Origin of the sequence: Nonomuraea sp. NPDC048882 (assembly GCF_040649755.1) — a bacterium.
GTDB classification, from domain to species: Bacteria; Actinomycetota; Actinomycetes; order Streptosporangiales; family Streptosporangiaceae; genus Nonomuraea; species Nonomuraea maheshkhaliensis.
In genome coordinates this window covers 55,233-81,324 of record NZ_JBEZGB010000021.1, presented here as the reverse complement: position 1 = coordinate 81,324, position 26,092 = coordinate 55,233, and the positions used below count along the sequence as shown (strand labels likewise).

The 26,092-nt window shown below is 72.4% G+C and carries 28 protein-coding genes; 11 read left to right on the top strand and 17 right to left on the bottom strand.

Annotated features, from left to right (window positions below):
• Positions 1-235: 235 nt before the first annotated feature.
• Positions 236-1,294 (bottom strand): LLM class flavin-dependent oxidoreductase, encoded by a 1,059-nt coding sequence (locus AB0C27_RS47245; protein ID WP_357859726.1) that lies wholly within the window; start codon positions 1,292-1,294, stop codon positions 236-238.
• A 215-nt stretch (positions 1,295-1,509) separates the two neighbouring features.
• On the opposite strand from AB0C27_RS47245, the gene AB0C27_RS47240 reads away from it, so the two are divergent.
• The 4 genes from AB0C27_RS47240 to AB0C27_RS47225 all read left to right on the top strand — a co-directional run bounded on the left by AB0C27_RS47240 (position 1,510) and on the right by AB0C27_RS47225 (position 5,073).
• The gene (locus tag AB0C27_RS47240; RefSeq protein WP_357859724.1) at positions 1,510-2,742 is read left to right on the top strand and encodes an MFS transporter; all 1,233 of its coding nucleotides are present in this window, start codon (positions 1,510-1,512) and stop codon (positions 2,740-2,742) included.
• 245 nt (positions 2,743-2,987) lie between these two features.
• Positions 2,988-3,863: a methyltransferase domain-containing protein gene (locus AB0C27_RS47235; RefSeq protein WP_357859721.1), complete on the top strand. Its 876-nt coding sequence runs from the start codon at positions 2,988-2,990 to the stop codon at positions 3,861-3,863.
• 153 nt (positions 3,864-4,016) lie between these two features.
• Positions 4,017-4,649, top strand: a complete 633-nt coding sequence (locus tag AB0C27_RS47230; protein ID WP_357859718.1) for a helix-turn-helix domain-containing protein — start codon at positions 4,017-4,019, stop codon at positions 4,647-4,649.
• A gap of 1 nt (position 4,650) precedes the next feature.
• Entirely contained in the window at positions 4,651-5,073 is a 423-nt protein-coding gene (locus AB0C27_RS47225; protein WP_357859715.1) for a thioesterase family protein, read from the top strand.
• Positions 5,074-5,100: 27 nt separating this feature from the next.
• Here AB0C27_RS47225 and AB0C27_RS47220 read toward each other — a convergent pair whose 3' ends face one another.
• Entirely contained in the window at positions 5,101-5,508 is a 408-nt protein-coding gene (locus tag AB0C27_RS47220) for a hypothetical protein (RefSeq protein ID WP_357859713.1), read from the bottom strand.
• A 284-nt stretch (positions 5,509-5,792) separates the two neighbouring features.
• On the bottom strand, positions 5,793-6,401 hold the full coding sequence (locus AB0C27_RS47215; protein ID WP_357859710.1) for a peptide deformylase: 609 nt from the start codon (positions 6,399-6,401) through the stop codon (positions 5,793-5,795).
• 333 nt (positions 6,402-6,734) lie between these two features.
• Between AB0C27_RS47215 and AB0C27_RS47210 the strand changes: the two genes are divergently transcribed.
• The gene (locus AB0C27_RS47210) at positions 6,735-7,391 is read left to right on the top strand and encodes a CBS domain-containing protein (RefSeq protein WP_357859708.1); all 657 of its coding nucleotides are present in this window, start codon (positions 6,735-6,737) and stop codon (positions 7,389-7,391) included.
• 88 nt (positions 7,392-7,479) lie between these two features.
• Here the strand turns inward: AB0C27_RS47210 and AB0C27_RS47205 are convergent, their stop codons facing one another.
• Together AB0C27_RS47205 and AB0C27_RS47200 are read right to left on the bottom strand one after the other, a co-directional pair.
• Entirely contained in the window at positions 7,480-8,691 is a 1,212-nt protein-coding gene (locus tag AB0C27_RS47205; RefSeq protein ID WP_357859705.1) for a DUF6596 domain-containing protein, read from the bottom strand.
• A complete protein-coding gene (locus AB0C27_RS47200; protein ID WP_357859701.1) occupies positions 8,688-9,059 on the bottom strand; it encodes a YciI family protein in 372 nt (123 codons plus the stop codon). The genes AB0C27_RS47205 and AB0C27_RS47200 overlap by 4 nt, the downstream gene beginning before the upstream one ends.
• A gap of 231 nt (positions 9,060-9,290) precedes the next feature.
• Between AB0C27_RS47200 and AB0C27_RS47195 the strand changes: the two genes are divergently transcribed.
• Positions 9,291-10,820, top strand: a complete 1,530-nt coding sequence (locus AB0C27_RS47195) for an MFS transporter (protein ID WP_357859698.1) — start codon at positions 9,291-9,293, stop codon at positions 10,818-10,820.
• A gap of 107 nt (positions 10,821-10,927) precedes the next feature.
• Here AB0C27_RS47195 and AB0C27_RS47190 read toward each other — a convergent pair whose 3' ends face one another.
• Entirely contained in the window at positions 10,928-11,302 is a 375-nt protein-coding gene (locus AB0C27_RS47190) for a DUF2255 family protein (RefSeq protein ID WP_357859695.1), read from the bottom strand.
• 147 nt (positions 11,303-11,449) lie between these two features.
• Positions 11,450-11,767: a winged helix-turn-helix domain-containing protein gene (locus tag AB0C27_RS47185; protein WP_357859692.1), complete on the bottom strand. Its 318-nt coding sequence runs from the start codon at positions 11,765-11,767 to the stop codon at positions 11,450-11,452.
• Positions 11,768-11,951: 184 nt separating this feature from the next.
• On the opposite strand from AB0C27_RS47185, the gene AB0C27_RS47180 reads away from it, so the two are divergent.
• Positions 11,952-12,338, top strand: coding sequence for an STAS domain-containing protein (locus AB0C27_RS47180; RefSeq protein WP_357859690.1), 387 nt, complete (start codon positions 11,952-11,954; stop codon positions 12,336-12,338).
• Between the two features lie 13 nt (positions 12,339-12,351).
• On the opposite strand, the gene rph is transcribed toward AB0C27_RS47180, so the two are convergent.
• From rph to AB0C27_RS47155, 5 genes are all read right to left on the bottom strand, one after another.
• Entirely contained in the window at positions 12,352-14,997 is a 2,646-nt protein-coding gene (gene rph, locus AB0C27_RS47175) for a rifamycin-inactivating phosphotransferase (RefSeq protein ID WP_357859687.1), read from the bottom strand.
• A gap of 70 nt (positions 14,998-15,067) precedes the next feature.
• Complete coding sequence (locus AB0C27_RS47170; protein WP_357859684.1) at positions 15,068-15,823, bottom strand: ABC transporter ATP-binding protein; 756 nt, start codon at positions 15,821-15,823, stop codon at positions 15,068-15,070.
• Entirely contained in the window at positions 15,820-16,917 is a 1,098-nt protein-coding gene (locus AB0C27_RS47165) for an iron ABC transporter permease (RefSeq protein ID WP_357859681.1), read from the bottom strand. The genes AB0C27_RS47170 and AB0C27_RS47165 overlap by 4 nt, the downstream gene beginning before the upstream one ends.
• Complete coding sequence (locus AB0C27_RS47160; RefSeq protein WP_357859678.1) at positions 16,914-17,918, bottom strand: ABC transporter substrate-binding protein; 1,005 nt, start codon at positions 17,916-17,918, stop codon at positions 16,914-16,916. The genes AB0C27_RS47165 and AB0C27_RS47160 overlap by 4 nt, the downstream gene beginning before the upstream one ends.
• A gap of 224 nt (positions 17,919-18,142) precedes the next feature.
• A complete protein-coding gene (locus AB0C27_RS47155) occupies positions 18,143-18,310 on the bottom strand; it encodes a hypothetical protein (RefSeq protein ID WP_357859675.1) in 168 nt (55 codons plus the stop codon).
• Positions 18,311-18,547: 237 nt separating this feature from the next.
• Here AB0C27_RS47155 and AB0C27_RS47150 point away from each other — a divergent pair, with 237 nt between their 5' ends.
• Entirely contained in the window at positions 18,548-18,976 is a 429-nt protein-coding gene (locus AB0C27_RS47150; RefSeq protein ID WP_357859672.1) for a nuclear transport factor 2 family protein, read from the top strand.
• A 117-nt stretch (positions 18,977-19,093) separates the two neighbouring features.
• Here the strand turns inward: AB0C27_RS47150 and AB0C27_RS47145 are convergent, their stop codons facing one another.
• The gene (locus tag AB0C27_RS47145) at positions 19,094-20,314 is read right to left on the bottom strand and encodes an FAD-dependent monooxygenase (protein ID WP_357859669.1); all 1,221 of its coding nucleotides are present in this window, start codon (positions 20,312-20,314) and stop codon (positions 19,094-19,096) included.
• Between the two features lie 153 nt (positions 20,315-20,467).
• On the opposite strand from AB0C27_RS47145, the gene trpB reads away from it, so the two are divergent.
• Together trpB and trpA are read left to right on the top strand one after the other, a co-directional pair.
• Positions 20,468-21,676, top strand: coding sequence for a tryptophan synthase subunit beta (gene trpB, locus AB0C27_RS47140; protein ID WP_357859666.1), 1,209 nt, complete (start codon positions 20,468-20,470; stop codon positions 21,674-21,676).
• 107 nt (positions 21,677-21,783) lie between these two features.
• Complete coding sequence (gene trpA / locus AB0C27_RS47135) at positions 21,784-22,608, top strand: tryptophan synthase subunit alpha (RefSeq protein ID WP_357859911.1); 825 nt, start codon at positions 21,784-21,786, stop codon at positions 22,606-22,608.
• Between the two features lie 88 nt (positions 22,609-22,696).
• Here trpA and AB0C27_RS47130 read toward each other — a convergent pair whose 3' ends face one another.
• Positions 22,697-23,524: a GntR family transcriptional regulator gene (locus tag AB0C27_RS47130; RefSeq protein WP_357859663.1), complete on the bottom strand. Its 828-nt coding sequence runs from the start codon at positions 23,522-23,524 to the stop codon at positions 22,697-22,699.
• A gap of 10 nt (positions 23,525-23,534) precedes the next feature.
• Positions 23,535-23,741 (bottom strand): hypothetical protein, encoded by a 207-nt coding sequence (locus tag AB0C27_RS47125; protein WP_357859660.1) that lies wholly within the window; start codon positions 23,739-23,741, stop codon positions 23,535-23,537.
• A 10-nt stretch (positions 23,742-23,751) separates the two neighbouring features.
• Between AB0C27_RS47125 and AB0C27_RS47120 the strand changes: the two genes are divergently transcribed.
• Positions 23,752-25,197 carry an aminotransferase class V-fold PLP-dependent enzyme gene (locus tag AB0C27_RS47120; protein ID WP_357859657.1) on the top strand — a complete coding sequence of 482 codons (1,446 nt, stop codon included), beginning with the start codon at positions 23,752-23,754 and terminating at the stop codon, positions 25,195-25,197.
• Between the two features lie 6 nt (positions 25,198-25,203).
• Here the strand turns inward: AB0C27_RS47120 and AB0C27_RS47115 are convergent, their stop codons facing one another.
• Together AB0C27_RS47115 and AB0C27_RS47110 are read right to left on the bottom strand one after the other, a co-directional pair.
• On the bottom strand, positions 25,204-25,878 hold the full coding sequence (locus AB0C27_RS47115; protein ID WP_357859654.1) for a glycine betaine ABC transporter substrate-binding protein: 675 nt from the start codon (positions 25,876-25,878) through the stop codon (positions 25,204-25,206).
• Entirely contained in the window at positions 25,865-26,080 is a 216-nt protein-coding gene (locus AB0C27_RS47110) for a hypothetical protein (protein WP_357859651.1), read from the bottom strand. The genes AB0C27_RS47115 and AB0C27_RS47110 overlap by 14 nt, the downstream gene beginning before the upstream one ends.
• Positions 26,081-26,092 lie beyond the last annotated feature (12 nt).

Sequence of the window (26,092 nt, the reverse complement as noted above, 5' to 3'; positions counted from 1 at the left end):
GCGTTGGCCCGGCCAGCCTGCTGATTGGGCACGGTCGCCATTGGTCACTGAGGTCCGGCCCCGGTGATCGTGCACCGCCCGCCGATCAAGTGCGGCATTTGTCGGTCGTGTACTTCCCCCGCCGGTCGTACACCGTGTTCGCCGATCGCTTGCCCGGCCGGAAGAGCCACCCGCGTGGTGTGCTCATCGTGGTCGGAGGGGTGCTTGTCGGGCCCTGGGCAGAGGTCGCATGCGTTCAGGTGCGGAGGAGCGGGAGGAGTTGTTCGCCCTGGCGGGTGATCTCCGGCAGGTAAGGGGTGTCGGAGAGGACGAAGTGGGTGATGCCGAGGGCCTGGTAGCGGCGGAGTGACTTCGCCACGTCCTCGGCGGACCCCACCAGCCAGGTCGTCCCCGCCCCACCGGCCCCGTACCGGCCTGGCGCGGTGTAGAGGTTGTCGTCGAGGACGTCGCCCCGTGCGGCCAGGTCCAGCAGGCGCTGCTGGCCGACGGCCGCGCGCCAGTTCGGGTCGCGCGGGATGTGGCCCTGCGCCAACTGCGCGACCTTGGCCTCGGCGTCGGCCCAGGCCTGCTCGCTGGTGTCGCGTACCAGCGTGGTGATGCGCAGCCCGAACTCCAGCGGGGCGTGCTCGCGCCCGACCTCTTCGCTGAGCGCCTTGAGCCGCTCGATGCGCTCGCCGACCCCGTCGAGCGGCTCGCCCCAGAACAGCTGCACGTCGGCCTCGGCGGCGCTCACCCGCTCGGCGGCCTCGGAGGCGCCGCCGAAGTAGAGCGGGGGATGCCGGCGCTCGCCCCGGACGACCGGGCGCGGCACCACGGTGGAGTCGGTGACGCCGAAGTGCTCGCCGCGGTAGGTGACGTTCTCCTCGGTCCACAACCTGCGCACGATCCGGATGAACTCCCTGGTACGGGCGTAGCGGTGGGCCTGGTCGCCTTCGCTGTCACCGTACGCGGCCAGATCGTCCTTGCCCGAGACGATGTTGACCAGCACCCGCCCCTCGCTGATGTGATCGAGTGTCGCGGCGGCCGAGGCGAACTTGGCCGGATGCCAGTAACCGGGCCGCACCGCGATCAGCGGCTGGAACGTCGTCGTCCGCGCGGCCAGCGCGGTCGCGACCGTGAACGTGTCGGGCCGCCCCCATCCGGTGCCGAGCAACGCCCCGTGCCAGCCGTGCTGTTCGAGCGCCAGGGCCTGGCTCGTGAGGGTCGTCAAGCTGTTGTGGTCCTCGACGACGTCGTCGCCCCGGTGGCCGGGTTGCGCCTGGTTCGGGATGTACCACAGGAACGTGAGACTCATCAGCGACCTTCCTCCAAAAACCTACTCTACATGTAGGTTAAGTATAAAAGGCGGTGGGATTGTCGCAAGTGGGTGCCCCCGCGCCCGTGCGGGGCCCGTGTGACCTTAGGGAGACGTTCGGGAGACTTTTGGGAGAGGCGAACGAGCGGCCGGATGCTTACCGGGATCCACCCCAGGGGAAGGCCCTGAGCAGGGCTTATGGGGGGAGGAGCAGGATGAGCACCGACAAGATCAGCGCACGGCCGGACAGGACGCGAGCGCTGATGCTGCTGCTGGCGACGGCGGGGTTCGCCGTGAACTTCTGGGCGTGGGCCCTGCTCAGCCCCCTGGGCCCGAGGTTCAAGGAGACCCTGAACCTCACGGCCGCCCAGCAGGCGCTGCTGGTCGCGGTCCCCGTGATCGTCGGCTCGCTGGGCCGCATCCCCGTCGGAGCGCTCACCGACCGCTTCGGCGGCCGGACGATGTTCCCACTGATCTCGGCGGCCACCATCGTGCCGGTGCTGTTCATCGGCCTGATCGGGCAGGGCTCCCTGGCGGCCCTGCTCGTCGGCGGGTTCTTCCTGGGCATCGGCGGTACGGTCTTCGCCGTGGGCGTGCCGTACATCAGCGGCTGGTTCCCGCCCGAACGGCGCGGCCTGGCCGTCGGCGTGTTCGGGATGGGCATGGGCGGCACCGCGATCAGCGCGCTGACCACGGTCAACCTGGTCAGGACCGGCGGCGCGGCCACCCCGTTCCTGCTCACCGCCGCCGTGCTCGCCCTGTACGCCGCCGTCGCCTGGCTCCTGATGCGCGACCCGCCCGGGCGCGCCGGGCCGGTCGCGCCGATCACGGCACGCCTGGCCGCGGCCGTGCGCCTGCCGATCACCTGGCAGGCCTGCATCCTGTACGGGGTCGCGTTCGGCGGTTATGTCGCCTTCTCCGTCTACTTGCCCGTCTACCTGGAGTCCGCCTACGGCCTGGAGCAGGCGGACGCGGCCAACCGGATGGCCGGGTTCGTACTGCTGGCCGTCGTGGCACGCCCGGCGGGCGGCTGGCTGTCGGACCGGATGGGCCCGATCCCCGTCCTGGCCGCCGTCTTCGCCGTGGTGGCGCTCTGCGCGGCGGCCCAGGCGTTCACCCCGCCGCTGATGATGGCGGGCACGGCCGCGTTCCTGGTCATGGCCGCGGCGCTCGGCGCGGGCAGCGGCGCCACCTTCGCCCTGGTCGCGACGGCGGCTCCGGCCGACAAGGTGGGGTCGGTCACGGGTCTGGTCGGGGCCGCGGGCGGGCTGGGCGGGTTCGTGCCGCCGCTGGTCATGGGCTTCGTGTACGGCCGGTCCGGTTCGTACGGGCTGGGGCTGGTCCTGCTGGCCGGCGTGTCGGCGCTGACGTTGCTGCTCACCGTCACCGCGGTACGCGCCACGGCCCGGCGGCGCGTGGACGCGCCCCGCGTCCGCCCGGCCTCCTGACGGCGATCCGATGTGCGGACGAACGGACGGCCATCGCAGGGAGACCGCCCTCTGCGAGCCGGCGACGGGTGATTCGGGCTGAGGATACGCGGCATGGTGCTCGGTGGCGGCGGTGATGAGTGGTGGTGCGTGATGGTGCGTGATGGTGTGCCGGGTGGCGGGGCATACTCGAGACGGCGAGCGGCGTCATGTCCCGGCCCGTGCCGCCGTCCGGAGCCACCCCGCTTCTCCCGAGGAGACGTGCCGTGACCCTGATCGACGACCTGGCCCGCCCGCCGCACGCCGCAGTCCCCTCCTTCCCGATCCCTCCGACGGGCAAGATCCCTCCGACGGCCCCGGCTCCTCGTACGGGACCGATTCCCCGTGCGTACGTCCGGGAGCGGATCCCGCTGCTGCTCGGCGCGCTCGCCACCAGCGCGCCGATCGCGCTGGCCTGCGAGGCGGCGCTGCCCGTCGAAGAGGTCCTGATGATGGGTGGCCTGCCCATGCGGCTGCGCTCGCTGCGCCGCAGGTTCGCCCGTCTCCTGTACGACCGCCGCTACGGCGTGAGCACCGCCGACTTCGCCGATCTCGCCGACTTCGGCCTCGACCATCCCGAACGCGTCTACTACTCGCCCGCCCACTGGGGCACGCTGCGCCGGGCGCTGCCCGCCCGCGACGTCGCCGGCGACGACGTGTTCCTCGACCTCGGCGCCGGCAAGGGCCGCATGGTGCTGGAGGCGGCCAGCGCGTACACGTTCAAGCGGGTGATCGGCGTCGAGCTGTCCGCCGAGCTGACCGAGGTCGCCCGGGCCAACCTGTCCGGCGCGAGGCTCCGGCTGCGGGCCGGCGAGGTGGAGTTCGTCCGCTCCGACGTGCTCGACTACCGGATCCCCGACGACGTCAGCGTGGTCTTCCTGAACAACCCGTTCAGGGGCGAGACGTTCGCCGCCGCGATGGGCGGCCTGCTCGACTCGGTCGACCGCAACCCGCGCCCGCTCACCCTGATCTACTTCAATCCGGTCGAGGAGCACCGCCTGCTGGGCACGGGCCGCTTCCGCCACCTGCGCACGGTCGCGCCCTGGCGGCGGCGGGGCGGCGAGGGCGTGTTCGGCACCACCCGCGTGTACGAGGTCTCGTAACGAGGCTCGGCCCCGCGCCCCACCCAAGCCGCCCCCGCCCCACCCAAGCGACCCGCACCGCAGTGCTTCGCGCGTACGGCGACGACACCGCACCGCCACCGTCCGCGTGCCTCAACTATGCAAACGATCGGTCGTTAATGTAGTTTGGCCGGCATGACACACGACGGCCGGCGACTGCGTGGATCACGTAGCCGCGAGGCGATCCTGGAACGGGCCGTGAGCCTGGCCTCGGCCGAAGGGCTGGACGGGCTGTCCCTGGGGCGGCTGGCGGCCGCGACCGGCACCAGCAAGTCCGGGTTCTTCGCCCACTGGAACGGCAAGGAGCAGCTCCAGCTCGACGCCGTCGAGTGGGCGCGGCGCCAGTGGAGCGAGCAGGTGGTGGGGCCCGCCCTGCGGGCGCCGGCCGGCGTGCGGCGGCTGTTCGCGCTGCACGAGTCGCGGCTGCGGTTCTACGCCGATGGCGTGCTGCCCGGCGGTTGCTTCTTCTTCACCGTGCAGGCCGAGTTCGACGACCGTCCCGGGGCCGTGCGCGACCGGGTCGCGGAGGTCATGCGCGAGTGGCTGGAGTACGTCCAGCGGCAGGTGGAGCAGGCCGTCGCCCTGAGCGAACTGGCAGCGGACGTGGACGCGGCCCAGCTCTCGTACGAGATCGACGCCCTCGGTCAGGTGGTCGTCGTCCACTCCCGCCTGCTCGCCGGATCGGACGCGCTCGTCCGCGCCCGCCGCGCCGTCCTGCAGCGCCTGCGCGCGCTCTGTCCCGACCCATCGCTTCTCCCGGAGGACTGACGTGATCTACGAGCCGGTATATGTGCATTTCGACGAGCTCGACGCCATGGGCCTGCTGCACAACTCCCGCTACGCCCTGCTGGTCGAACGGGCCATCGGCACCTACTGGCAGCGCCTCGGCTGGGTGACGGACAAGGACCCGTCGGCGTTGAAGGGCGTGTTCATGGCCGTGCGGGAGTTCAAGGTCACCTACCATGTGCCCATCGCGGGGCCGGGTGAGGTGGCGGTGCATTTCTGGATGGACCGCATGGGACGCACCAGCGGCGTGTACGGCTTCCGTGTCGTGTCGGCCGACCGCGCGGTGGTGCACGCCGAGGGCTACCGGGTGAACGTCAACCTCGACCCCGCCACGCTGCGGCCGAAGCCGTTCAGCGACGAACTGCGCAGCGCCGCCGAACCCCTGCTCCGCACGCCGGTGGCCTGATCTCCCAGGCCCAGCCGGAGTCGCGGATCACGCCATCCGGATCTCGCTGAACAGCCGGAGCGTCACCATCCGCGGCCGTGGCCACCTCACCCCGGGCAGGCGCAGGCTCCAGGACGAGAACGCCGTCTCCAGGACGATCTTCACATACGGATGCGCGCCGGGAACCTCCGCACACAGCACGGACACCGCCCGGCACACCTCCTGACGTCCGAACCGCAGCCAGGCCCGCCCCTCGCTCTCCAGTTCGGCCGACTCCCATGCCAGCACCGGCGCCTCGGCCCCCGGGACGGGCGGCCGCAGCGGCAGACGCAGGGCGAATCCCGCCAGCGCGCCACTCGGCCGTAGGTAGAAGGCGCCGCTGACGCCGGGCGGATCGGACAGCGAACGCCGCCGCCCCGACGTGCCCACGGACAGCGTCGCCTCGGTGGCGTCCATGGCGATCCGCCATGCGCTTGGACCGGTGTGATCGATGTGTGAAGAGGTCGCCATGTTCGTCCCCGTGCGGTTTCAGACTTTCGTCCAGACACCTTCATGACGGGATACGACCCCCGAATGTGACACATCGTGACCGTTTCCCCCAGATCAGATGATCGCCCGCCGCACGCCGCCCAAACGTCGGCAGCCCAAAGGCGGATCACGTGGTCCCGCGCCGCCGGAAGCCGTGCTCCCGGCGGCCAGGCATGCCGGCCCTCCGAGCCGGCCACCAGGAGCGGGATCGTTCAGGCCGGTGCGGGACCGGGCTGCGGGGAGGCGACGAATCGTTCGTGGTTGGCGATGGTCGAGAGCGAGCGGAGATCGGCCCGGTCGAGGTACAGCAGGCCGTTCAGGTGGTCGGTCTCGTGCTGGGCGATGCGGGCCGGCCAGCCGGACAGCTCCATGTCGTACGCGCGCCCGTTCCCGTCGACCGCCGACAGCCGGACCCGCGCATGGCGGGCGACGACGGCGGTCAGCCCCTCGACGCTCAGGCAGCCCTCGTAGAAGGCGCGGGAGTCGGAGCCGAGCGGGGTGACGACGGGGTTGACGAGTTCGAGCGGCGGCTGCGGCGGGCGTTCACGCTCGGCGGCGACCTCCGGCGGGACGTCGGCCGGGTCCTCGATGACGGCCAGCGCCAGCGGGATGCCGATCTGCGGCGCGGCCAGCCCCACCCCGACGCCCGGCAGGTGCCGGAACATCGCGTCGAGCAGCTCGCGCAGCAGCCCGTCGGGCAACTGGCCGTCGTAGGGAGCGGCCGTGCGGCGCAGCACGGGGTCGCCGACCTGGGTGACGGACCAGGGCCTGGGCGCCTCCAGCACGGCGTGCACGCGCTCGATCAGCTCCGCGCCGCTCATCGCCGGCCACCCGGCCCAGCGGCCGCGCTCTCGTGGTGCCTCATGTACGGAAGATCCTCTCTGTCGGCACTCGCTCAGTAGAAGGTAGGGCACGTGCCGATATATCCGTCAGCCACCGTCCCGCACAGCCGGCCCTTGCCCCTTCCGCATGGCCGGATCCGGGCCGCTCGCGTGCTGAGGCCGCTTGCGCGCGGCGCCTTTGCATTCGGCGCGGCCGTCTCCCCATCCGGCCCTGGCGCGCAGGGTCGTTGGGCCCATGGGAGTCGGGACGTTCGTCGCTGCCGGTCCGGCCCGGCGCGGAGGACCGTTGGAGGAGAAGGTGAGGTGGACGTCATGCCGATCGAAGTCAAGGACGTCATGGGCAGGGTGGCCATAGCGGTGCCGCAGGACGCGTCGTTCGCGGACATCGTGGCCGCGATGAAGCGGTTCGCGGTGGGCGCGGTGACCGTCATCGACGCCGACCGCCGGCCGGTGGGCGTGGTCTCCGAGGACGATCTCCTGCTCAAGGAGGTCGATCCGGTACGGCACAGCGTGTCGATCTTCGAGTCGTCCAGGCGCCGCCTGGAGCACCGCAAGGCCGCTGCGGTGACCGCGGGCACCCTCATGACCTCCCCGGCGATCACCGTCACGCCCGAGACCCCCGTACGCGACGCCGCCCGCCTGATGCACGAGCGGCACGTCAAGCAGCTTCCCGTGATCGACCCGGTCACCGGGCGGATCGCCGGCACTCTGCACCAGCGCGACGTCCTGCGCGTCTTCACCCGCCCCGAGCACGAGCTGGCGGCCGACGTCGACGCGGCGCTCGCCGGTCCGGACGAGGTCGGCGCGCGGATCGAGCGCGGCGTCGTCACGATCACCGGCGAGGTCGCGACCCGGTCGCGGGCCATCGCCCTCACCGAGGCCGTCAGAGCGGTCGAAGGCGTCATCGACGTCGTGTGCGAGCTGACCGCACGCAAGGACGACCTTTACGTCGTTCCTCCGCTCATGTGACCGACCCGCCCAGGCCCGCCCAAACCCGCCGTCCAGGCCCGCCGCCCGCACCCGCCGCCCGCAACCTGGGCGGCAGCGGCGCGCGGACCTACGGCCGCACCCGGCGGGCCCGGGACTCCAGGTAGCGTTGCTCGGCCAGGCTGGCGGTGGCCTTCGCGGCGCGCCGGTAGTGCTCGTACGCCCCGCCCGGATCCCCGTCCTTCTCCAGCAGATGCCCCCGCACGGACAGCAGCCGGTGATGCCCGGCCATCCGCGCGTCACCGTCCAGCGTGGCCAGCAGGGCCAGCCCGGCGGCCGGCCCCTCGATCTCGGCCAGGGCGACCGCCCGGTTGAGGGTGACCATCGGATTGGGTGCGATGCGTTCCAGGATCAGGTAAAGCGCGTGCACCTGCGGCCAGTTGGTCTCCTCCGCCGAGGCGGCGTCGGCGTGCGTGGCGGCGATGGCGGCCTGGAGCTGGTACGGCCCCAGCTCCGGAGCGCCCAGCGACGACCTGGCCAGCTCGATGCCCTCGTCGATCAGCTCGCGGTCCCACCGTTTGCGGTCCTGCTCGTCCAGCGGCACCAGGTCACCGGCCGCCGTCGTACGCGTCTCGCGGCGCGCGTGGGTGAGCAGCATCAACGCCAGCAGCCCGGTCACCTCGGCGTCCCCGGGCAACTGCGCGTGCACCATCCTGGTCAGCCGGATCGCCTCGTGCGCGAGGTCGGCGCGGTGCAGCTCGCTGCCCGACGAGGCGGTGTAGCCCTCGTTGAAGATCAGGTAGAGCACGTGCAGGACGACCCGCAGCCGCTCCTGCCACTCCGCGCCGTCCGGCAGGCTGAACGAGCTGCCCGCAGCCTTGATCCGCTGCTTGGCCCGGCTGATCCTGGCCGCCATCGTGGCCTCGGGCACCAGGAACGCGCGGGCGATCTCGGCGGTGGTCAGGCCGCCGACCGCACGCAGCGTCAGCGCCGTCTGCGAGGCCGCGGTCAGCGTCGGATGGCAGCACAGGAACAGCAGGACCAGCGTGTCGTCGGTGCCCGGGACCTCCTCGGGCGTCACCTCGGCGGCCGTCGCCGACTCGCGCTCGCGCCGCGCGTGGTCGCTGCGCAACTGGTCGATGAACCGCCGGGACGCGACGGTCATCAGCCAGCCGCGCGGGTTGTCCGGCACGCCCTGGACTGGCCACTGCACGGTCGCGGCGAGGACGGCCTCCTGCACGGCGTCCTCGCACCCCTCGAACTGCCCGTGGCGGCGGGTCAGCGTGCCGAGGACCTGTGGCGTGAGCTCACGCAGCAGGTCCTCGACGGCCGGAGTCGTCATGACTCCAATTGTCCGTCAGCGAACATCACCTGCCGCACCTCCACCCCCAGCCCCTCGATCGCGCTGTCCGGGATCCGCGCCGCCAGCTCGATCGCCCGCTCCTTGCTCTCGCAGTCGATCAGGTAGAAGCCGCCCAGATACTCCTTGGCCTCCAGGAAAGGGCCGTCGGTCACCACCGGCCGGCCGTCGCGCACGGTCACCACCGCCGCCTGGGAAGGGTCGGCCAGCGCCTGCGTCGTGATCAGCTCGCCGGACCGCTTCAGCGCCTCGATGAACGCGGCGTGGCCGTCGCCGATCGCGGCCTTCTCCTCGTCGGTCAGGGCGTCCAGCACGGCCGGGTTGATGTGCAGGTTGATCAGGAATTTCATCGCGTACTCCTCGTGTGGGCGAGCCCCATGGGCGGGGCCCTTCGCCGGTCGGTCGGAGCCGCCGCCGCCGTCTTGACGTCCTCGCCCGGACTTTCTCCAGAAATCTTCCCGCGGGGCCTCGACATGCCAGGCGGTACGGATACGAACGGAAACGGGCCCGCGCCGATGTCGATAAACGTCCGGCCGCTCCGACCTCCCGGCGAAACGTCGAGAGAACAGGAAGTTCGCCACATGCGTGTCAACCGGGCCTGGCTGGGACTGGCCGTCCTCACACTACCGACCCTGCTCGTCGCCATGGACATGACGGCCCTGCTCCTGGCGCTGCCGCAACTGAGCGCCGACCTGGGCGCGACCGGCGTCCAGCAACTGTGGATCACCGACGGGTACGGATTCACCGTGGCCGCCCTGGTCATCACGATGGGCACGCTCGGCGACCGCATCGGGCGCAGGAGGCTGCTGATGATCGGCGGGGCGGCGTTCCTGGTGCTGTCGGTCGTGGCCGCGTTCTCGGTCAGCCCGCTGATGCTGATCGTCGCGCGTGCGCTGCTGGGCGTCGCCGGCGCGACGCTGACCCCGTCCACCCTCGCCCTGATCATCGACCTGTTCCGCGACGAGCGGCAGCGCGGGCGGGCCATCGCGATCTGGGCGACCTGCCAGTTCACCGGCGGCGCCCTCGGGCCCGTGCTGGCCGGGCTGCTGCTGCAGCACTTCTGGTGGGGGTCGGTGTTCCTGGTCGCGGTCCCGGCGATGGCGGTGCTGCTGCTCGCCGGGCCGTTCCTGCTGCCGGAGCACCGCGGCGACCAGGCCGGCCGGCTGGACCCGGTCAGCGTCGGGCTGTCCCTCGTGGCGGTCCTGTCGGTGGTGTACGGGATCAAGCAGCTGACCGTCGAGGGCGCGCAGGCCGGGCCGGCGGTGGCCCTCGTCGCCGGGGCGGCCGTCGGAGCCGTGTTCGTACGACGCCAGCTGCGCCTGGAGACCCCGCTGCTGGACCTGCGGCTGTTCCGCAACCGCCCGTTCACCGCCGTGCTCGTCGCGCTGGTCCTGGCCGGGGTCGCCATGGCCGGGACCGGGCTGATGGTCACCCAGTACCTGCAAGGCGTGCTGGGACACTCGCCGGTCGCCGCGGCGGTGCTGTTCGCGCCGATGGGCCTGGGCACGGCGGCCGGCACCATGCTCGCGCCGGCCCTGGCCAGGCGGATGGACGGGACGACCGCGATCGCCGCCGGGTTGGCCTGCTCCGCGCTGGGCGCGCTGCTGCTGGTCGCCGTGGGCGGCGCCGGCTCGCTGCCGCTGGTGATGACCGGCATCACCGTGCTGGCGCTCGGCACCGGCCCGCTGTTCGCGCTCGGCACCGGGCTGGTCGTCGGATCCGTGCCGCCGCACCGCGCGGGCTCGGCGGCGTCGATGTCGGAGACCGGCAACTACCTCGGCGGCTCCCTCGGCCTGGGACTGCTCGGCGCGGTCGGCACGCTGGTCTACGCCAGCCGCATGAACGACATGTCCGGCTCGCTCGCTGATTCCCTGCCCGGCTCGCTGAAGGATTCGCTGGCGGGCGCGGTCGCCGCCGCCGGGCACCTGCCCGCAGGCCAGGCCGCGGAGCTGCTGCACGCCGCGCGGGCCGCGTTCACGACGAGCCTGCACGTCACCGGCCTCGTCGGCACCGCCATCTTCGCCGGGCTGGCCCTGCTGGTCCACGTCATGCGCCCCGCCGCTCCCGCACGCGCGGGCACGCCTGAGCGGGCGGCGACAGCGCAGCGGTGACGTTCCGGGGGCGCAGCCGTTCGGGTGGGGATCGCGGGGCGGGCGAGCAGGAAGCCGCCCGCCGGCATCGGGCCCGCTCCCGGAGCCGGCGGTGGGCGGTCGTGGGGTCAGCGGGGCACGAGTCTGATCGTGGCGGCCCTGGCGGCGGGGTTGACGACGCCGGCCAGGAGGTTCGGCCCGTAACGGTGGTACTTGGCGAGATACACCCCGTCGATCTCGTCGTCGAGGGAGTGGCCGGCGTCGGCGAATTCCACGTCCCGTTCGACGCCGCCGGCCGAGATGTGGCCCTCGTGCCGCGTCTGCGTGCCCCGGAACCAGGCGCCCTCGCGGCCGTGCAGGGAGCGGACGTACAGGTCGTCGCCGTGGCGCACCACCCACACGGCCACGGGCCGGCGCAGGCTGCCGTCGCTCCGCCGGGAGGAGAGCTGCAGCTTCTCGGCCGTGCCGATCGCGGTGAGCTCGTGGATGCTCCAGCCGGACATCGGCGGCCCCCTTTCGAGTCGACCGCCGCCGACGGCGATCCCCTTTCCCCCATCGACTCACCCGTACCCGGGAGCCGTCGTCGCGGCTGCCCGGGTGCGCATGGTCTTGGCAAAGGCGCTCCCGGCGACGGCTTCCCGGGAGTGCCGTCAGCCGGTCTGGTGCGGTGGCTCGCGGTCGGTGAAGATCCCGATCAGCATGCTGATGGGCAGGTCGGCCTCGGTCGGGTAGCGGAAGTGCTGGTCGAGGTTGAGGCTGTAGTGGTTGCGCCGGCCGACCCGCTCCCGGGTCAGATAGCCGGCCTGGTAGAGGTCGGAGACGATCTTCTGCACCGCCCGCTCGGTGATGCCGATGACCTCGGCGATCTCCCGCAGCCGCACCCCGGGGTCGCGCGTGATCGCCACCAGCACCCGGGCGTGATGGGTCAGGAAGGTCCAGGTGGACGGTTCGTTCTCGGTTGCGTGCACGGTCGTGTGTGCTTCCTCCGCGGCTTCTCCGGCTCTGCGGAGATGGATGAAAAGTTTTACATGAAGATCCTATGACGAATAGTCTTTCGTGCAACAGTCTTCAGCCGTAACCTAAGCAGCGGACGGCATTCACCGCAATGCCTGTGCACCCTGTCGGCACTCTGACCGTCACAGCGAGGTCGCCATGTCTGCCCTCAGCCTGAGCCACCGGCGTGTCGCGGCCGGCGAAGCGATCAGCGTGATCACGATCGCGGGGGAGGTGGACGCCAGCACGTCCGCCGACCTGGAGACGTACCTCGATCGGGTGCGCCGGCGGCTGGACGAGCATCTGGTCGTCGACGTGAGCGAGCTGACGTTTCTGGACAGCTCCGGGCTGGCCGTGCTGCTGGCCGCGGCCATGCTCGCCCGGGTCCACGGCGCGGGCGTGCACCTGGCCGGGGTCCGGCCCAGGGTGGCCCGGCTGCTGCAGATCACCGGCGCCGATCGGGCGGTGACCGTGCACGACCACGTCGAGCAGGCGCTGGCCGCGGTGGAGCGGTACGACCGGGCCGAGCCGACCGAGCCCGCCTAGCCGCTGCGGCAGGTCAGGGGCTGGGGAGCAGTTCGACGTAGCCTTCGCTGCCGTTGACCCGGATGAGCCGGCCGTCCTCGATCCGCTCCGTGGCCCCGTCCACCCCGGCGACCGCGGGCAGGCCGTACTCGCGCGCCACCACGGCGCCGTGCGTCATCACGCCCCCGACCTCCATCACCACGCCCTTGACCGAGACGAACAGCGGGGACCAGCTCGGGTCGGTGCAGACCGTCACGAGGATGTCCCCCTCCTCCACGTCGGCCTCGGCGAGGTCGCGGATGACCCGGGCGCGGCCCTCCACGACGCCGGACGACACGGCGATGCCCGCCAGCGCCCCCTCGGGCAGGGCGCCGGCGTCGTAGGCGCCGGAGAAGACCTTCCCCTCGGAGGTGATCACGCGCGGCGGGGTCAGCTTCCGGTAGACCTCGTGGGCCTCGCGCCGGGCGGTGACGAGCGCGGGGTCGAGCTCGCCGGTGGCGACCGCGGTCCTGAACTCCTCGATGGACAGGAAGAACACGTCCTCTGGCGCCTCGACGACCCCGCGCTCCGCCAGCCCCGCCGCCTCCGCCATGAGGGCCCGCTTGTACAGCCCGTACCGCAGCAGCAGGGAGTGCTTGGAGTACTCACGGTAGCCGATGAAGTGGCGGATCAGGCTCATCTTCCTGGCCGCCCGCCTGGCCTTGGCCGCGCCGCCGGGCAGCTTCCCGACCCGGCCGAGCAGGTCCTCCATGGCGCGTTCCGCCTCGGCGCGGCCCTGTTCCGTCCTGCGGCGGCGCTCGCCGGGCGCGAAGGTGCGCACGTTGGCCAGGATGAGCGGGACGAGCGGCGCCGGGTCCTCGCTCCACCTGGTCCTGGTGATGTCGATGTCGCCGGCGCAGTGCATGCCGTACGCGCGCAGGTAGCCCTCCAGCGCCTCCCGCACCTCGGCGCCGCCGTCGAGCCCGTCCAGGCCGGCGAGGAGGGTGTCGCGCGGGGCGGTCTCCAGGTGGCGCACGACCTGCGGGTGCGCGCGAACGACGTCGGCCACGTCCAGCAGGCCGAGCCCCATGGCGGCCACCACGTTGTGGTCGGCGGACCTGGCGATGGCGTCGGCGGCGTTCTTCACGCCCAGCCAGGACTCCATGTGCTTGTCGACCCAGTTCACCGCCTGGATGCCGACGAAGGCCGCGGCCACGCTGCGCGGGTCGAAGGTGAGCTCGGCCAGGACGGCGTGGTCGTCGATGATGTACTGGAACAGATCGTCGCCGGACTTGCCCGCCAGGTCGGCGCGCAGCCGTTCCACCGTCTCCTCGGTGTGCGTGATGAGGGCGGGAACGACGCCGGGGTCGTCCTCACGGGAGAGCTTGAGGTACTGGCGCGCGATCGTCAGCGGGCCGGCGTCGCCGAAGTCCAGCATCGAGGTGCGGCCGCGCGCCAGCGAGGCGGTGAAGTCCCTGTCCTTGAGCACGGTGCGCAGGCCGTCCGCCATGAGCACGTCGACCTGGGCGAGGCTCTTGAGGGTGGCCGGCCTGGCCCAGGCGGAGGTGAGCTCGGCGGAGACGTCCTTGTAGAAGCGGTTGCCCGCCACGACGCCGGCGGTGCGGCCGAGCCGGTCGTGCAGCAGGGCGAAGAACGACAGGCCGAGCGGGGCGAAGGCGTCGGTCATCATCTGCCGGTGCCCGTAGGAGACGTACACGTGGTTCCTGCCGTCGTCGGCGGGCGGCACGGGGTAGAGCGTGGTGACGGGGCGGCTCTGCAGCACGTACAGGCGGTCGTCGTGCAGGGCCCACTCGATGTCCTGGGGCTCGCCGTAGTGCGCCTCGATCCGCCGGCCCAGGCTCTCCAGCCGCAGGATCTGGCCGTCGGTGAGCTTCTGGACATTCTGGTGTCCCGGCTCGACCGGCTGCTCCCCGGTGCCGCCGTCAGGGGCGGCGCGCAGTTCCTTCGTCTGTACGGCGACCTTCCTGCCGATGATCCGCCCGCCCCTGACCCGGTAGTTGTCGGCGTTGACCAGCCCCGAGACGAACGCCTCCCCGAGGCCGAACCCGGCGTCGATCGAGACCACGGTCCGGTTGCCGGAGACCGGGTCCGCGGTGAACATGATGCCGGCCGCGTCGGGGAAGACCATCCGCTGCACGACCACCGACAGCCGCACGGCGCGGTGGTCGAAGCCGTTCCTGATGCGGTAGGCCACCGCCCGGTCGGTGAACAGCGACGCCCAGCACCGCCGCACGCCATCGATCACCGCCGCCGCGCCGCGGACGTTGAGGTAGGTGTCCTGCTGGCCGGCGAAGGAGCTGGAGGGCAGGTCCTCGGCGGTCGCGCTGGAGCGCACCGCGCACGCCACGCCGTCGCCGCCCGCCTCCTCCAGGTGCCGGGCGATCTCGCGCCGGATCTCCTCGGGCACGCTCAACGCCTCGATGACGGCACGCAGCCGCGCCGCGGCGGCGGCGATGCCCTCCCTGTCGTCCGCCCGCAGCCCGGCCAGCCCGTCGATCAGCGCACCGGCCTTCGCGTCGGCCTCCACGACCTCCCGGTAGGCGTCGGTGGTGACGCAGAACCCGTACGGGACCTCGACACCGCCGATGGACGACAGCTCCCCGAGGTTGGCACCCTTGCCTCCGACCAGGGGGAGCTGGGCCCTGCCGATGTCGTGGAACCCGAGCACGTACGCACCCATGGCTGATCTCCGTCCCTTTCCATTCAAATACAGAGCAGAACTGTATCGTAATAGGGGGAGCGGGTCGCGATCAGGGGCTGCCTCCGAGCCGTTCGAAGACGAGCTGGGTGCGGTGTACGGCGCGCACGCCGTACACCCGCGCGATCAGTTCGGGGGTGAGGACCTGATCGGGCGGGCCGCCCGCCAGGATGCGGCCGGCGCCCATGACGTAGAGGCGGTCGCAGAACGCGGCGGCCTGGTTGAGGTCGTGCAGGACTGCCAGCGTGGCGATGCCCAGCTCCGCCCCCAGCTCGCGGACCAGATGCAGGATCTCCAGCTGGTGGCGGACGTCAAGGTGAGAGGTGGGCTCGTCGAGCAGGAGCAGGCGGGTCTGCTGAACCAGGGCACGGGCGACGAGCGCGCGCTGCTTCTCGCCGCCGGACAGGGTGGCGTAGACGCGCTCCCGCGCGCCGGACAGGCCGACCCGGTCGAGGGCCCGCGCGCACCGCTCCTCGTCGGCGGCGGGAACGCGCCGGTACGGCGTGCGCCCCATCAGCACGACCTCGCCCACCGTGAAGTCGAGCTCGGCGGGCGTCTCCTGCGCCACCACGGCCGTCCGCCGGGCCGACTCGCGCCAGGACAGGCGGTGCACGTCGTCGCCGTCCACGGTGATGAGCCCGGCCGAGGGCCGCAGTGCCCGGTAGATCGTCCGCATCAGGGTGGACTTGCCGCAACCGTTCGGCCCGACCAGGGCGACGAACTCGCCGTCGGCCACCATCAGGCCGGCCTCGTGCACGATGGGACGGCCGTCGAGATGCGCCGAGACGCCGCTCAGATCGAGCCTCATGCGACGCTCACCGCCCGCTCGGCCGAGCGGCGGCGCAGCAGCCACAGGAAGAACGGCACGCCGAACAGCGCGGTGACGATGGTCAGCGCCAGCTCCTGCGGCGCGCTGACGGTGCGCGCCGCGACGTCCACCAGCTGCAGGAACGCCGCGCCCAGCAGCGCGGTGACCGGGAGCACCCGGCCGTGGTCGGCGCCGACGAGCAGGCGGGCCGCGTGCGGCGCGATCAGCCCGACGAACGCGATCGCGCCGCTGGTCGCCACCAGCACGCCGACCAGCAGGGAGGTGAGGACGAAGAGCGTGACCCGCAGCCGCTGCACGTTCACGCCGAGGGAGACCGCGCTCTCCTCGCCGGCGGCCAGCGCGTTCAGCGGGCGATGCCGGCTCAGCAGGTACGCCAGGCCCGCCGCCAGAACGGCGGCCGGCAGCGGCAGCATGTGCCAGCGGGCCCCGCCCAGGCTGCCCATGAGCCAGAACAGCACCTGCTGGGCGGCCCGGCCGCTCTGCGCCTGCTGCAGCACGAAGCTGTAGAGAGCCTGGAAGAGGTAGGCCAGCGCCACCCCGGCCAGCACCAGCCGCGACGGCGTGATCCGGCCCGCCCGCTGTGCCAGCGCGTACACCAGGCCCAGGGCCAGCAGGGAGCCGGCGAAGGCGGCGCCCGACAGCGACAGCCCGCCCAGCGCTCCCGCGCCCAGGATCAGCACGAGCACGGCGCCGAACGACGCGCCGGAGGAGACGCCGAGCAAGAACGGGTCGGCGAGCGGGTTGCGCACCAGCGCCTGCAGCACCGCCCCGACGACTGCGAGCCCGGCTCCGACGAGCAGCGCCAGCAGCGCCCGCGGCAGCCGGAACTCCCACACGATCTGCTCCTGCACCGGCGTCCACGTGCGCGGGAACAGGCCCGGCGCCAGCCGGTCGGCGACGATGCCCCACGCCTGCGGCAGCGCGACGTGGACCGCGCCGATGCTCACCGCCAGCCAGGTCGAGGCGAGCACGGCCACGGCCAGCCCGGCGACGAGCGCGAGGTAGCGGGCGCGGCGCCGGCCCGGCCCCGCGGTGGCGGCGCTCGCCTGGTCAAGGGTGGTCGCCGTGGTCATGAGGGGAACGCGCCGGGGTGCAGGAAGCGGGCGATGTCGGCGACGGCCAGCAGGTTGCGGTAGCCGGGATGCTGGGCCGCCACCGGCAGCGCCAGCACGCGCCGGGCCTTGGCGGCGGGGCTGTTCCTGATCACGGCGAAGGTGTCGGCGGTCTTGGCCCGCACGGTCGGCGTCGTCTCGCCTCGCAGCGTGGCGTACTCGCTGACCAGGACGGCCTCCGGCTGCGCGGCGCTGACCTGCTCCACGCTGACCTCGGTGTAGTCGCCTTTGACGCCCTCCAGCACGTTGCGCCCGCCGGCGGCGGTGATCAGCTGGTGGGTCAGGCCGGCGCCGCCGTAGGCGTTGACCGGGCCCCTGCCGCCGTCGGTGGCCAATACCTTGACCGGCGGCCGGCCGCCGACCCGCCTGCGCACGTCGTCGAGCCCGGCCCGCAGGCCGGCGGCCAGTTTGGCGGCGCGGTCGGGGACGCCGAAGATCCGGCCCAGGTTGTGCAGGTCGGTGAAGGTTTCCTCCAGGGTGGACTCGAGCGTCTCCCTCGGGCCGCACCAGCCGCCCAGGATGTAGACCGGGGAGCCCGCCGCGTCCAGCTCCGCCACCGTGGCGTAGCCGCCGGCGGCGTCGAAGGAGGCCATCGCGTTGTCCAGGACGAAGTCGGCGCCCTGGGCGAGCATGACCTCCTTCTGCGGCAGCATGATCGTCGGGGAGATCTCCGGGATCCGGGCGTACAGCTCCCTGTGGCCCGGCAGGAAGGCGCTTTCGGAGAAGTTCGTCCGCCCGGCGACCCGGTCGCTCAGGCCGAGGGCGAACAGGGTCTCCAGCGAGGGGTGGTAGCCGCTCACCACTTTGACCGGCGGCCGGTCGAAGGTGAGGGTGCGGCCGCAGTTCTGGATCGTGACGGGGAAACCGGCCGGCACCGTGGCGGGCCCGGCCTCCTGGGCGGGGGGCGCCTGCCCGCAGGCGGTCAGCGTCAGAGCCGCCAGCAGGACGAGCAACCTTCTCATGTGGTGCGTCTCCGGAGGTGAGAGGTGGCGTTCATGATCTGAGGAAACACCACATTCTGCACAGAACACGCAATTGCCAGCAAGTTGCAATTAGTGGGCGTGGTGCCGCTCCGGAGGTGAGGGGCGCCGGGTCTGGGCACGCCGAAGGCGCCTCGCGGCGTGCCCGGGAGCGGGCGCGCCGGAGGTTTTCGTACGGGTTCCGGGGTTTTCGGGGTTGTGGGAGCTTAGTCCCCGGCGTCGTCGCCGGCCCAGCTCAGCACGACGAACGGCGCGTTGCACGAAGGATGGTGGACGCGGCCCGCGGTGATGCGGTAGCGGACGCCGCGGGTCTGGAGATCGGGTTTTAAGCGCACCCGTACGACGCCGACATCCTGCTCGATGTGGGTGAGCATGCCGTCACAGGGGCCGCCGACGCAGATGGCGTTCGGTTTCGGTCTCCTGGCGGGCCGGGCCCCTGGGATCCCACTCACCACAGAGCGTTCCTCCGAGTCTTGGCTGGTCTCCTAGAGACTACGCGGGGACCTCCGCTCCGGTTCGACCGCCCCTGCCTCCGCCGCCCGCCGGGAAATGCCGTCGCGAACGCCTGCCGTATGGTGTACGGTACAACGTACGACAAGGAAGGGGTTCTCATGGTCTACCAGCCGAGCGACGACGACCGGGCGAGTGTGGAGGGCTGGTTCGCACGCTACGACGCCCTGGCCGAGCAGGGGGCGATCGAGGAGCTCGCCGACCTGGCGGTCTTCCCGATGAACGTGGTCACCGACGTGCCCGGCGGACACGCCGCCGTCAAGCAGTGGAGCAGGCAGGAGTACGTCGAGGCGATGAAGGAGGCGATGGGCGGCGGCACCGCGGGCCTCGGCCTGACCTCGGTCCGCACCCCGCACTTCGTCAGCCCGAACCTCGTGGTCGTCGAGACCGACGCCACGATGTCGATCGAGGGCCGCGAGGAGCGCATGCACTACGCGGACCTGCTCGTCCGCACGGAGGAGGGGTGGGCGTTCCAGGCGATGATCCAGGGCGGATGGGGGCACGGCTGGGCCCCGGCCCGCCGCGGCTGAGCCCACTTTGCCGACCCGCCACGGCTGAAGTCGCGGCGGGGAATGCGCCGAGGCCGGTCGCACGCCGGACGTGCGCCGGACGTGCTCGGCCGCCGGGCACGTACTGACGGGAGCCGGTCAGGCGGCGGCGTCGTGACCGTAGACCCAGGCCAGCGCCTGGAACGACATGCCGGGCACCCCACCGGCCATCCGGGCGTCGCGTTCGACCTGGGCGGGCCCGTCGGGCAGGTGGAACTCCGTCTTGTTGGCGGTCGACATGGCCTGCAGTCGTGACGTACGCGGGATGCGCGCGGCTTCGTACCGCAGCAGGGCGGCGGCGAGGTCCTGCCGGGGGCCGGCCTGGGCGGCGGCGAGGCGGGCGGCGAGGGCGGCGGCGTCCTCGATTGCCATCGCCGCCCCCTGGGCCATGAACGGCAGCATCGCGTGGCAGGCGTCCCCCAGCAGCGTCACCCGGCCGGCCGACCAGCGCGGGAGCGGGGCGCGATCGAACAGGGCCCACAGGTACGTCTCGTCCACCGCTTCGATGATCGCCCGCACCTGCGGATGCCAGCCCTCGAACGCGGCGAGCGCCTCGGCGACGTCCCGGCGGTCGGTCCAGGACTCCCGCGTCCAGGTGTCCCGCTCGACGATCGCCACGAAGTTGACCAGCCGTCCGCCGCCGACGAAGTAGTGCACGAAGTGCCCGCCGGGCCCCATCCACAGCTGCGTGGTGACCTCCAGCCCCAGGCCGCGCAGCCGCTCGGCCGGCACCAGGCCGCGATAGGCGACGCAGCCGGTGAAACGCGGATGCTCGGGCCCGAACAGGGCGGCGCGCGTGGGGGAGTGAATGCCGTCCGCGCCCACCAGCACGTCGGCCTCGGCGCGGGCGCCGTTCGCGAACCTCGCCTCGACGCGATCCCCGTGATCGGTCAGTCCGGTGAGACGGTGCCGCAGATGCAGCCGCTCGGCGGGCAGGCGCCTCGCGAGCGCGGCGAGCAGGTCGGCGCGGTGCATCAGGTAGTGGGGGAAGCCGAAGGCGGCCTGCAGCGGCCCGGCGAGCGGCGAACGGGCCAGGGTGCGGCCGTCGTCCCAGCGCCGCTGGTGCAGGGCCACCGGCTTGATGCCCGTCCGCTCCAGGTCCTCGGCCAGGCCGAGCCCGTGCAGCACGCGGGAGGCGTTCGGGCTGATCTGCACCCCCGCGCCGGCCTCGCTCAGCTCGGCGGCCTGCTCGTACACGTGCGCGTCGACGCCGCGGCGCAGCAGTGAGAGTGCGGTGGTGAGCCCTCCGATGCCGCCGCCCACGACGCTCACCGAGATCGCGTCGCCGCTGGTGTGAGGGTGGTCGCTGTGCGCGCTCATGGCCGGCTCCCCGCCGTCGTGGTCGCTCCCCCTGCTTTCACTGTACGGAAGGGGAGCCGGACCATCCCTGACGCCGCCACTCACGGACTGCTGATTGACGAGCCCGTTCACCAAGTTCTAGTCTTCTAGAACACTAGATAAGGGAGGTGCCCGATGACGGAGACCCTGACCGGCCGCGCCGGGCCGTATTTCGGCCGATTCGGCGGCCGGTTCACCCCGGAGGCCCTGGTCGTGGCCCTGGACGAGCTGGACGCCGCCTACCGCGACGCGCTCGGCGACCCGGCGTTCCGCGACCGGCTGGAGGAGCTGCACCGCTCGTACTCGGGCCGCCCGAGCATCATCACCGAGGTGCCGTCCTTCGCCGGGCACGCCGGGAACGCCCGCGTCCTGCTCAAGCGCGAGGACCTCAACCACACCGGCTCCCACAAGATCAACAACGTGCTCGGCCAGGCGCTGCTCACCCGGCGTATGGGCAAGCGCCGGATCATCGCCGAGACCGGCGCGGGCCAGCACGGCGTGGCCGCCGCCACGGCCGCCGCCCTGCTCGGGCTGGAGGCGGTGATCTACATGGGCGAGGTCGACATGCGCCGCCAGGCGCTGAACGTGGTCAGGATGCGCCTGCTCGGAGCCACGGTCGTCCCGGTGACCTCGGGCTCACGCACGCTCAAGGACGCCATGAACGAGGCCATGCGCGACTGGGTCACCAACGTCGAGCACACCCACTACCTCATCGGCTCGGTCGCGGGGCCGCACCCGTTCCCTGCCATGGTGCGCGAGTTCCAGCAGATCATCGGCACCGAGGCGCGGCGGCAGATCCTCGACCTGACCGGACGGCTGCCCGACGTCGTCTGCGCCTGCGTCGGCGGGGGCTCCAACGCGCTCGGCATCTTCCACGCCTTCCTCGACGACCCCGGCGTCGAACTCGTCGGCCTGGAGGCAGGCGGCGCCGGGATCGGCACCGGCCGGCACGCCGCCGCCGTCTCGGGTGGCACGCCCGGCATCCTGCACGGGAGCCGGACGTACGTGCTGCAGGACGAACACGGACAGACCCAGGAGAGCCATTCCATCTCCGCCGGGCTCGACTATCCCGGCATCGGCCCGCAGCACGCCTGGCTGCACGACACCGGCCGGGCCCGCTACGAGGCCGTGGACGACGCGGCGGCCATGGAGGCGTTCCAGCTGCTGTGCCGCACCGAGGGGATCATCCCGGCGATCGAGAGCGCGCACGCGCTGGCCGGGGCGATCAGGGAGGGGCGGCGGCTGGGACCGGACGGGATCGTCCTGGTCAACCTCTCCGGGCGCGGCGACAAGGACATGGACACGGCCGCCCGGTACTTCGGGCTGATGGAGGCGGACGCATGAACACCCGTTCCGAAGCCGGGCACGCGAGCTTTGAGCAGATTCAGGAAGTCGGGAGCGCGGGCTTGTCCGGGGAGAGGCGGGAAGGCGGGCATGGAAGTGTCCGCGCGGTGGTCGAGCGGGCGGGGCGGGAAGGCCGGGCCGCGCTCATCGGCTACCTGCCCGTCGGCTTCCCCGACGTCGCGACCTCGGTGGCGGCCATGCGGGCCATGGTCGCGGGCGGGGTGGACGCGGTCGAGGTGGGCCTGCCGTACACCGACCCCCTCATGGACGGCCCGCTCATCCAGCGCGCCACCGAGGCCGCGCTCGCCCGCGGGACCACCCCGGCCGACGGGCTGAGCGCCGTTCGCGCCCTGCGCGGCACCCCCGCGCTGATCATGACCTACTGGACGCTGATCGACCGGTACGGCGTCGCCCGCTTCGCCGCCGACCTGGCCGCGGCCGGCGGCGCGGGGCTGATCACCCCGGACCTCCTGCCCGAGGAGGCCGCCGCCTGGCACGCCGCCGCCGACCGGCACGACCTCGACCGCGTCCACCTGGTCGCCCCCACCTCCACCCGCGAACGCATCGAGGTGGCCGCCCGCTCCTCGCGCGGCTTCCTCTACGCGGCCTCCGTGATGGGCGTGACGGGGGAGCGGGAGCTGGTGAGCACCGGGGCGAAAGACCTGGTGGCGCGTGTGAAGGAGGTCACGGACCTGCCGGTGTGCGTAGGGCTCGGCGTTGGGGACGCGGCACGGGCCGCCGAGGTCGCCGCGTTCGCGGACGGCGTGATCGTCGGCTCGGCGTTCGTCCGCGCCCTGATGAACGCCCCCGACCCGGCCGGCGGCGTGGCTGCCGTGGAAGCGCTCGCCCGCGAACTCGCCCAGGGCGTGAGACGCAGCCCCGCCAGGGCACGCCGACCCCCCGGTGCCGGGCGTCCACGTAGCCGGCACTGAGGTGCCGGCCAGTCAGATGCCGAGCACTCGAGTGCCGAGCGGTCGGGGCTGCGAGCGGTCGGGCGCCGGTCAATCACGTGTCGGGTGGTCAGGTGGTGGGGTGGTCGAGGCGTAGGGCGACTGCTGGGCGTTCGGGGGCCTGGCGGCGGGTCGTGAACACCACCTGCGACGCGCACATGATCGCCCGGTCGGCCAGCACCGGTCGATCGTCCACGTCGTACGTCACCCGCTCGCTCAGCAGCGCGGCGCCTCCGGCGGGCTGCTCCAGCAGGCGGGCCTGCTCCTCCGACAGGACCACCGGCCTGATCGCCTCGGTCGCCCACGACGGCGTGACCCCGCCCCGCTCCTCGATCAGCCGGTAGAGCGGCGTCCGCTTCAGCTCGTCGGCGTCCAGCCCCGCCTCGAAGCCGGCGTCCAGGTCGGCGGCCAGGCCGGGCGGCAGGTAGGAGAGCTGGTGGATCACCGGCGTCCCGCCCACCACGCGCAGCCGTTCGACCACCGTGACCTCGTCGTGCGGCCCCAGCCCCAGCTGCGCGGGCACCGGCGCGGGAGCGGGCCCGCGGCGCACCCCGAGCAGCACCGTCTCCAGATCGATGCCCTGCTCGGCCAATTCTTCCGCCAGGCTGCCCAGGCTGTTGAGCTGGTAGGGGATCACGGGCGGGCCTGCGACGAACGTGCCGAGCCCGTGCCGCTGCTCGATCCGCCCCTCCGCGCCGAGCCGCTGCAGCGCCTGGCGGACGGTCATCAGGCTGACCCCGTAGTGGTCGGCGAGCTCCCGCTGTGAGGGCAGCGGCTGTCCGGTCGCGACGTCGCCCGCCTCGATCCGGGCCAGGAGGTCGCGGTAGATGGCCTGATATTTCGGCTCGCCGCCCGCCGTGCCGGTCAGGCGCGGCCTGGGCTCTCCCTCCGGGAACATGCGCCAAAGCCTATCCGTGGCCACCGCCGGGCACGGTCACCAGCACGGTCACCAGCACGGTCACCAGCACGGTCACCAGCACGGTCACCAGCACAGTCACGAGCACAGTCGCGAGCACGGTCGCCGTCCGCTCCAGAACCCGCCGGCGAGCACGGTCGCCAGCCGCACCGCAGCCGGTGCGGACCACGGTTGCCGTCCGGTAGAGGGCGGATGTCAAGATACGGACCATGTCAGATGCCATGCACTACCCCCTGGAGCCAGGCCCGGAGCAGGTGCGTCAGATGGGTGAGGCCGTGCTGGCCTTCGCCGAGGAGTACCTGCGCGACCTGCCGGAGCTGCCCGCCTTCGACCCGGCCGGCGGCGAGGACCTGGCGAAGGCGCTGCGCGAGCCGGCTCCCGAGCTGGGCAGCCCGCTGCCGGGCCTGCTGTCCACGCTGCACGCGGCGGCCCGCGTCGGAGCCGCCAGCGCCGGGCCGGGCTATCTCGCCTACGTGCCGGGCGGCGGCCTGTACGCGGCCGCGCTCGCCGACTTCATGGCCGCGGTGATGAACAAGTACGTCTCCGTCTGGCAGCTGGCCCCCGCCTGCGCGCAGATCGAGGCCACGGCCGTCCGCTGGCTCTGCGACCTGTTCGGCTACCCCGAGCAGGCGCGCGGCATCCTCACCTCCGGCGGCTCCATGGCCAACTTCTCGGCCATCGTGACCGCCCGCGTCGCCCGGCTCGGTGAGAGCTTCCTCGACGGCACCGTCTACGTCACCGAGCAGACCCACGCCTCCTGCGCCAAGGCGGCCCTGCTGGCGGGTGTCCCGCGCGCGTACGTACGCGCCGTGCCGACCGGCCCTGACCTGGCCATGGACCCGGCCGCGCTGGAGCGGATGATCGAGGACGACCGGGGGGCCGGGCTGCGGCCGTTCCTGGTGATCGGCAGCGCGGGCACGACGAACACCGGAGCCGTCGACCCGCTCACCGAGCTCGCCGCCGTCGCCGGGCGGGCCGGCGCGTGGTTCCACGTCGACGCCGCCTACGGCGGCCCGTTCCAGCTCACCGAACGCGGCCGGGCCCGGCTGCGCGGCATCGAGCTGGCCGACTCGATCACGATGGATCCGCACAAGGCCCTGTTCCTGCCGTACGGGATCGGCGCGCTGCTGGTACGCGACGGCGCCCTGCTGCGCCAGGCCCACCACATGGACGCCGCCTACCTCCAGGACCTGAGCGAGGAGGAGGAGATCCCCAACTTCAGCGAGTACTCCCCGGAGCTGACCCGCGACTTCCGCGGCCTGCGGCTGTGGCTGCCGATCAAGCTGCACGGCCTGGCCGCCTTCCGCAGCGCCCTGGACGAGAAGCTCGACCTGGCCGAACTCGTTCACGACCGGCTGCGCGAGCAGGGTTTCGAGGTTCCGTGGCGGCCGAGCCTGACGGCCGTCGCCTTCCGCTGGGTTCCGGAGGACGGGAGCGATGCCGACACGTTCAACGCCGAGCTGCTGCGCCGCGTGATCGCGCGGGGCCGGGCGCTGCTGTCCAGCACGCGGATCGGCGGCCGGTACATGATCCGGGTCTGCGTCGTCAGCCACCGCACCCACCGGGACCGGGTGGAGCAGCTCCTCGACATCATCGGCGAGAGCTGCGCCGAACTGCGGGCGGAACGCGCCGCCACCGGCGCCGCGCGAACGTGAGCGGGGTCAGGCGTCGGCGCCGAGCAGGCCCTGCTTGCCCAGCCAGTCGGCCGACACCTTGCCCGGCTCCTCGCCCTCGACGTCCACCCGGGCGTTGAGCTGCTGCATGGTGGCGTCGTCCAGCTTGGCGATGACCGACTGCAGCACCTTCTCCAGCGCGGGGTACTTCTCGTAGGTCTCCTGACGCATCGTCATCGCGGCGTTGTAGATGGGGAAGAACTTCTTGTCGTCCTCCAGCACGGTCAGGCCGAGCGCGGCGATACGGCCGTCGGTGGTGAACACCTCGCCGAAGTTGCAGGTCTGGCCCTTGTCGGTCTCGGTGTAGACGACGCCGGTGTCGAGCAGCTTGGGCACCAGGCCGATGTTCTGGGCGACCGTCTGGTGGGGGAAGAGGCCGACCTGCTGGATGGCGTAGCCGATGTGCCGGCGTAGCTGGTCGGGGTCGAGGCCGAGCACGTCCTGGCCGCCGATGCGGATCTCGCCGGAGGTCGGCTCGACGAGCCGGTTGATCATCTTCATGGTGGTCGTCTTGCCGCAGCCGGACGGGCCGACCAGCACGACGAGCTCTCCGGCGGGGATGTCGAGGGTGACGTCGTCGACCGCTGGGGCGGGCTGCCCCGGGTAGTGCTTGGTCAGCGAGCGCAATTCGATGCGCACGCCTTCGGTGTCACGGTCGAACACGAAGCCCCCTCGGGGTGGTGAGCCGGCGGACGGCGAAGAAGAACAGGTCGAACAGGATGGCGACGACCACGATGCCGAGCGTTCCGGCGAGCGTGGCGTTGAGCGAGTTCACCGAGCCGAGGCGCGACAGGCCCTCGAAGATCTGCGTGCCCAGGCCGGGGCCGTCGACGAAGGCGGCGATGGCGGCGATGCCGATGAGCATCTTTCCCGGGCG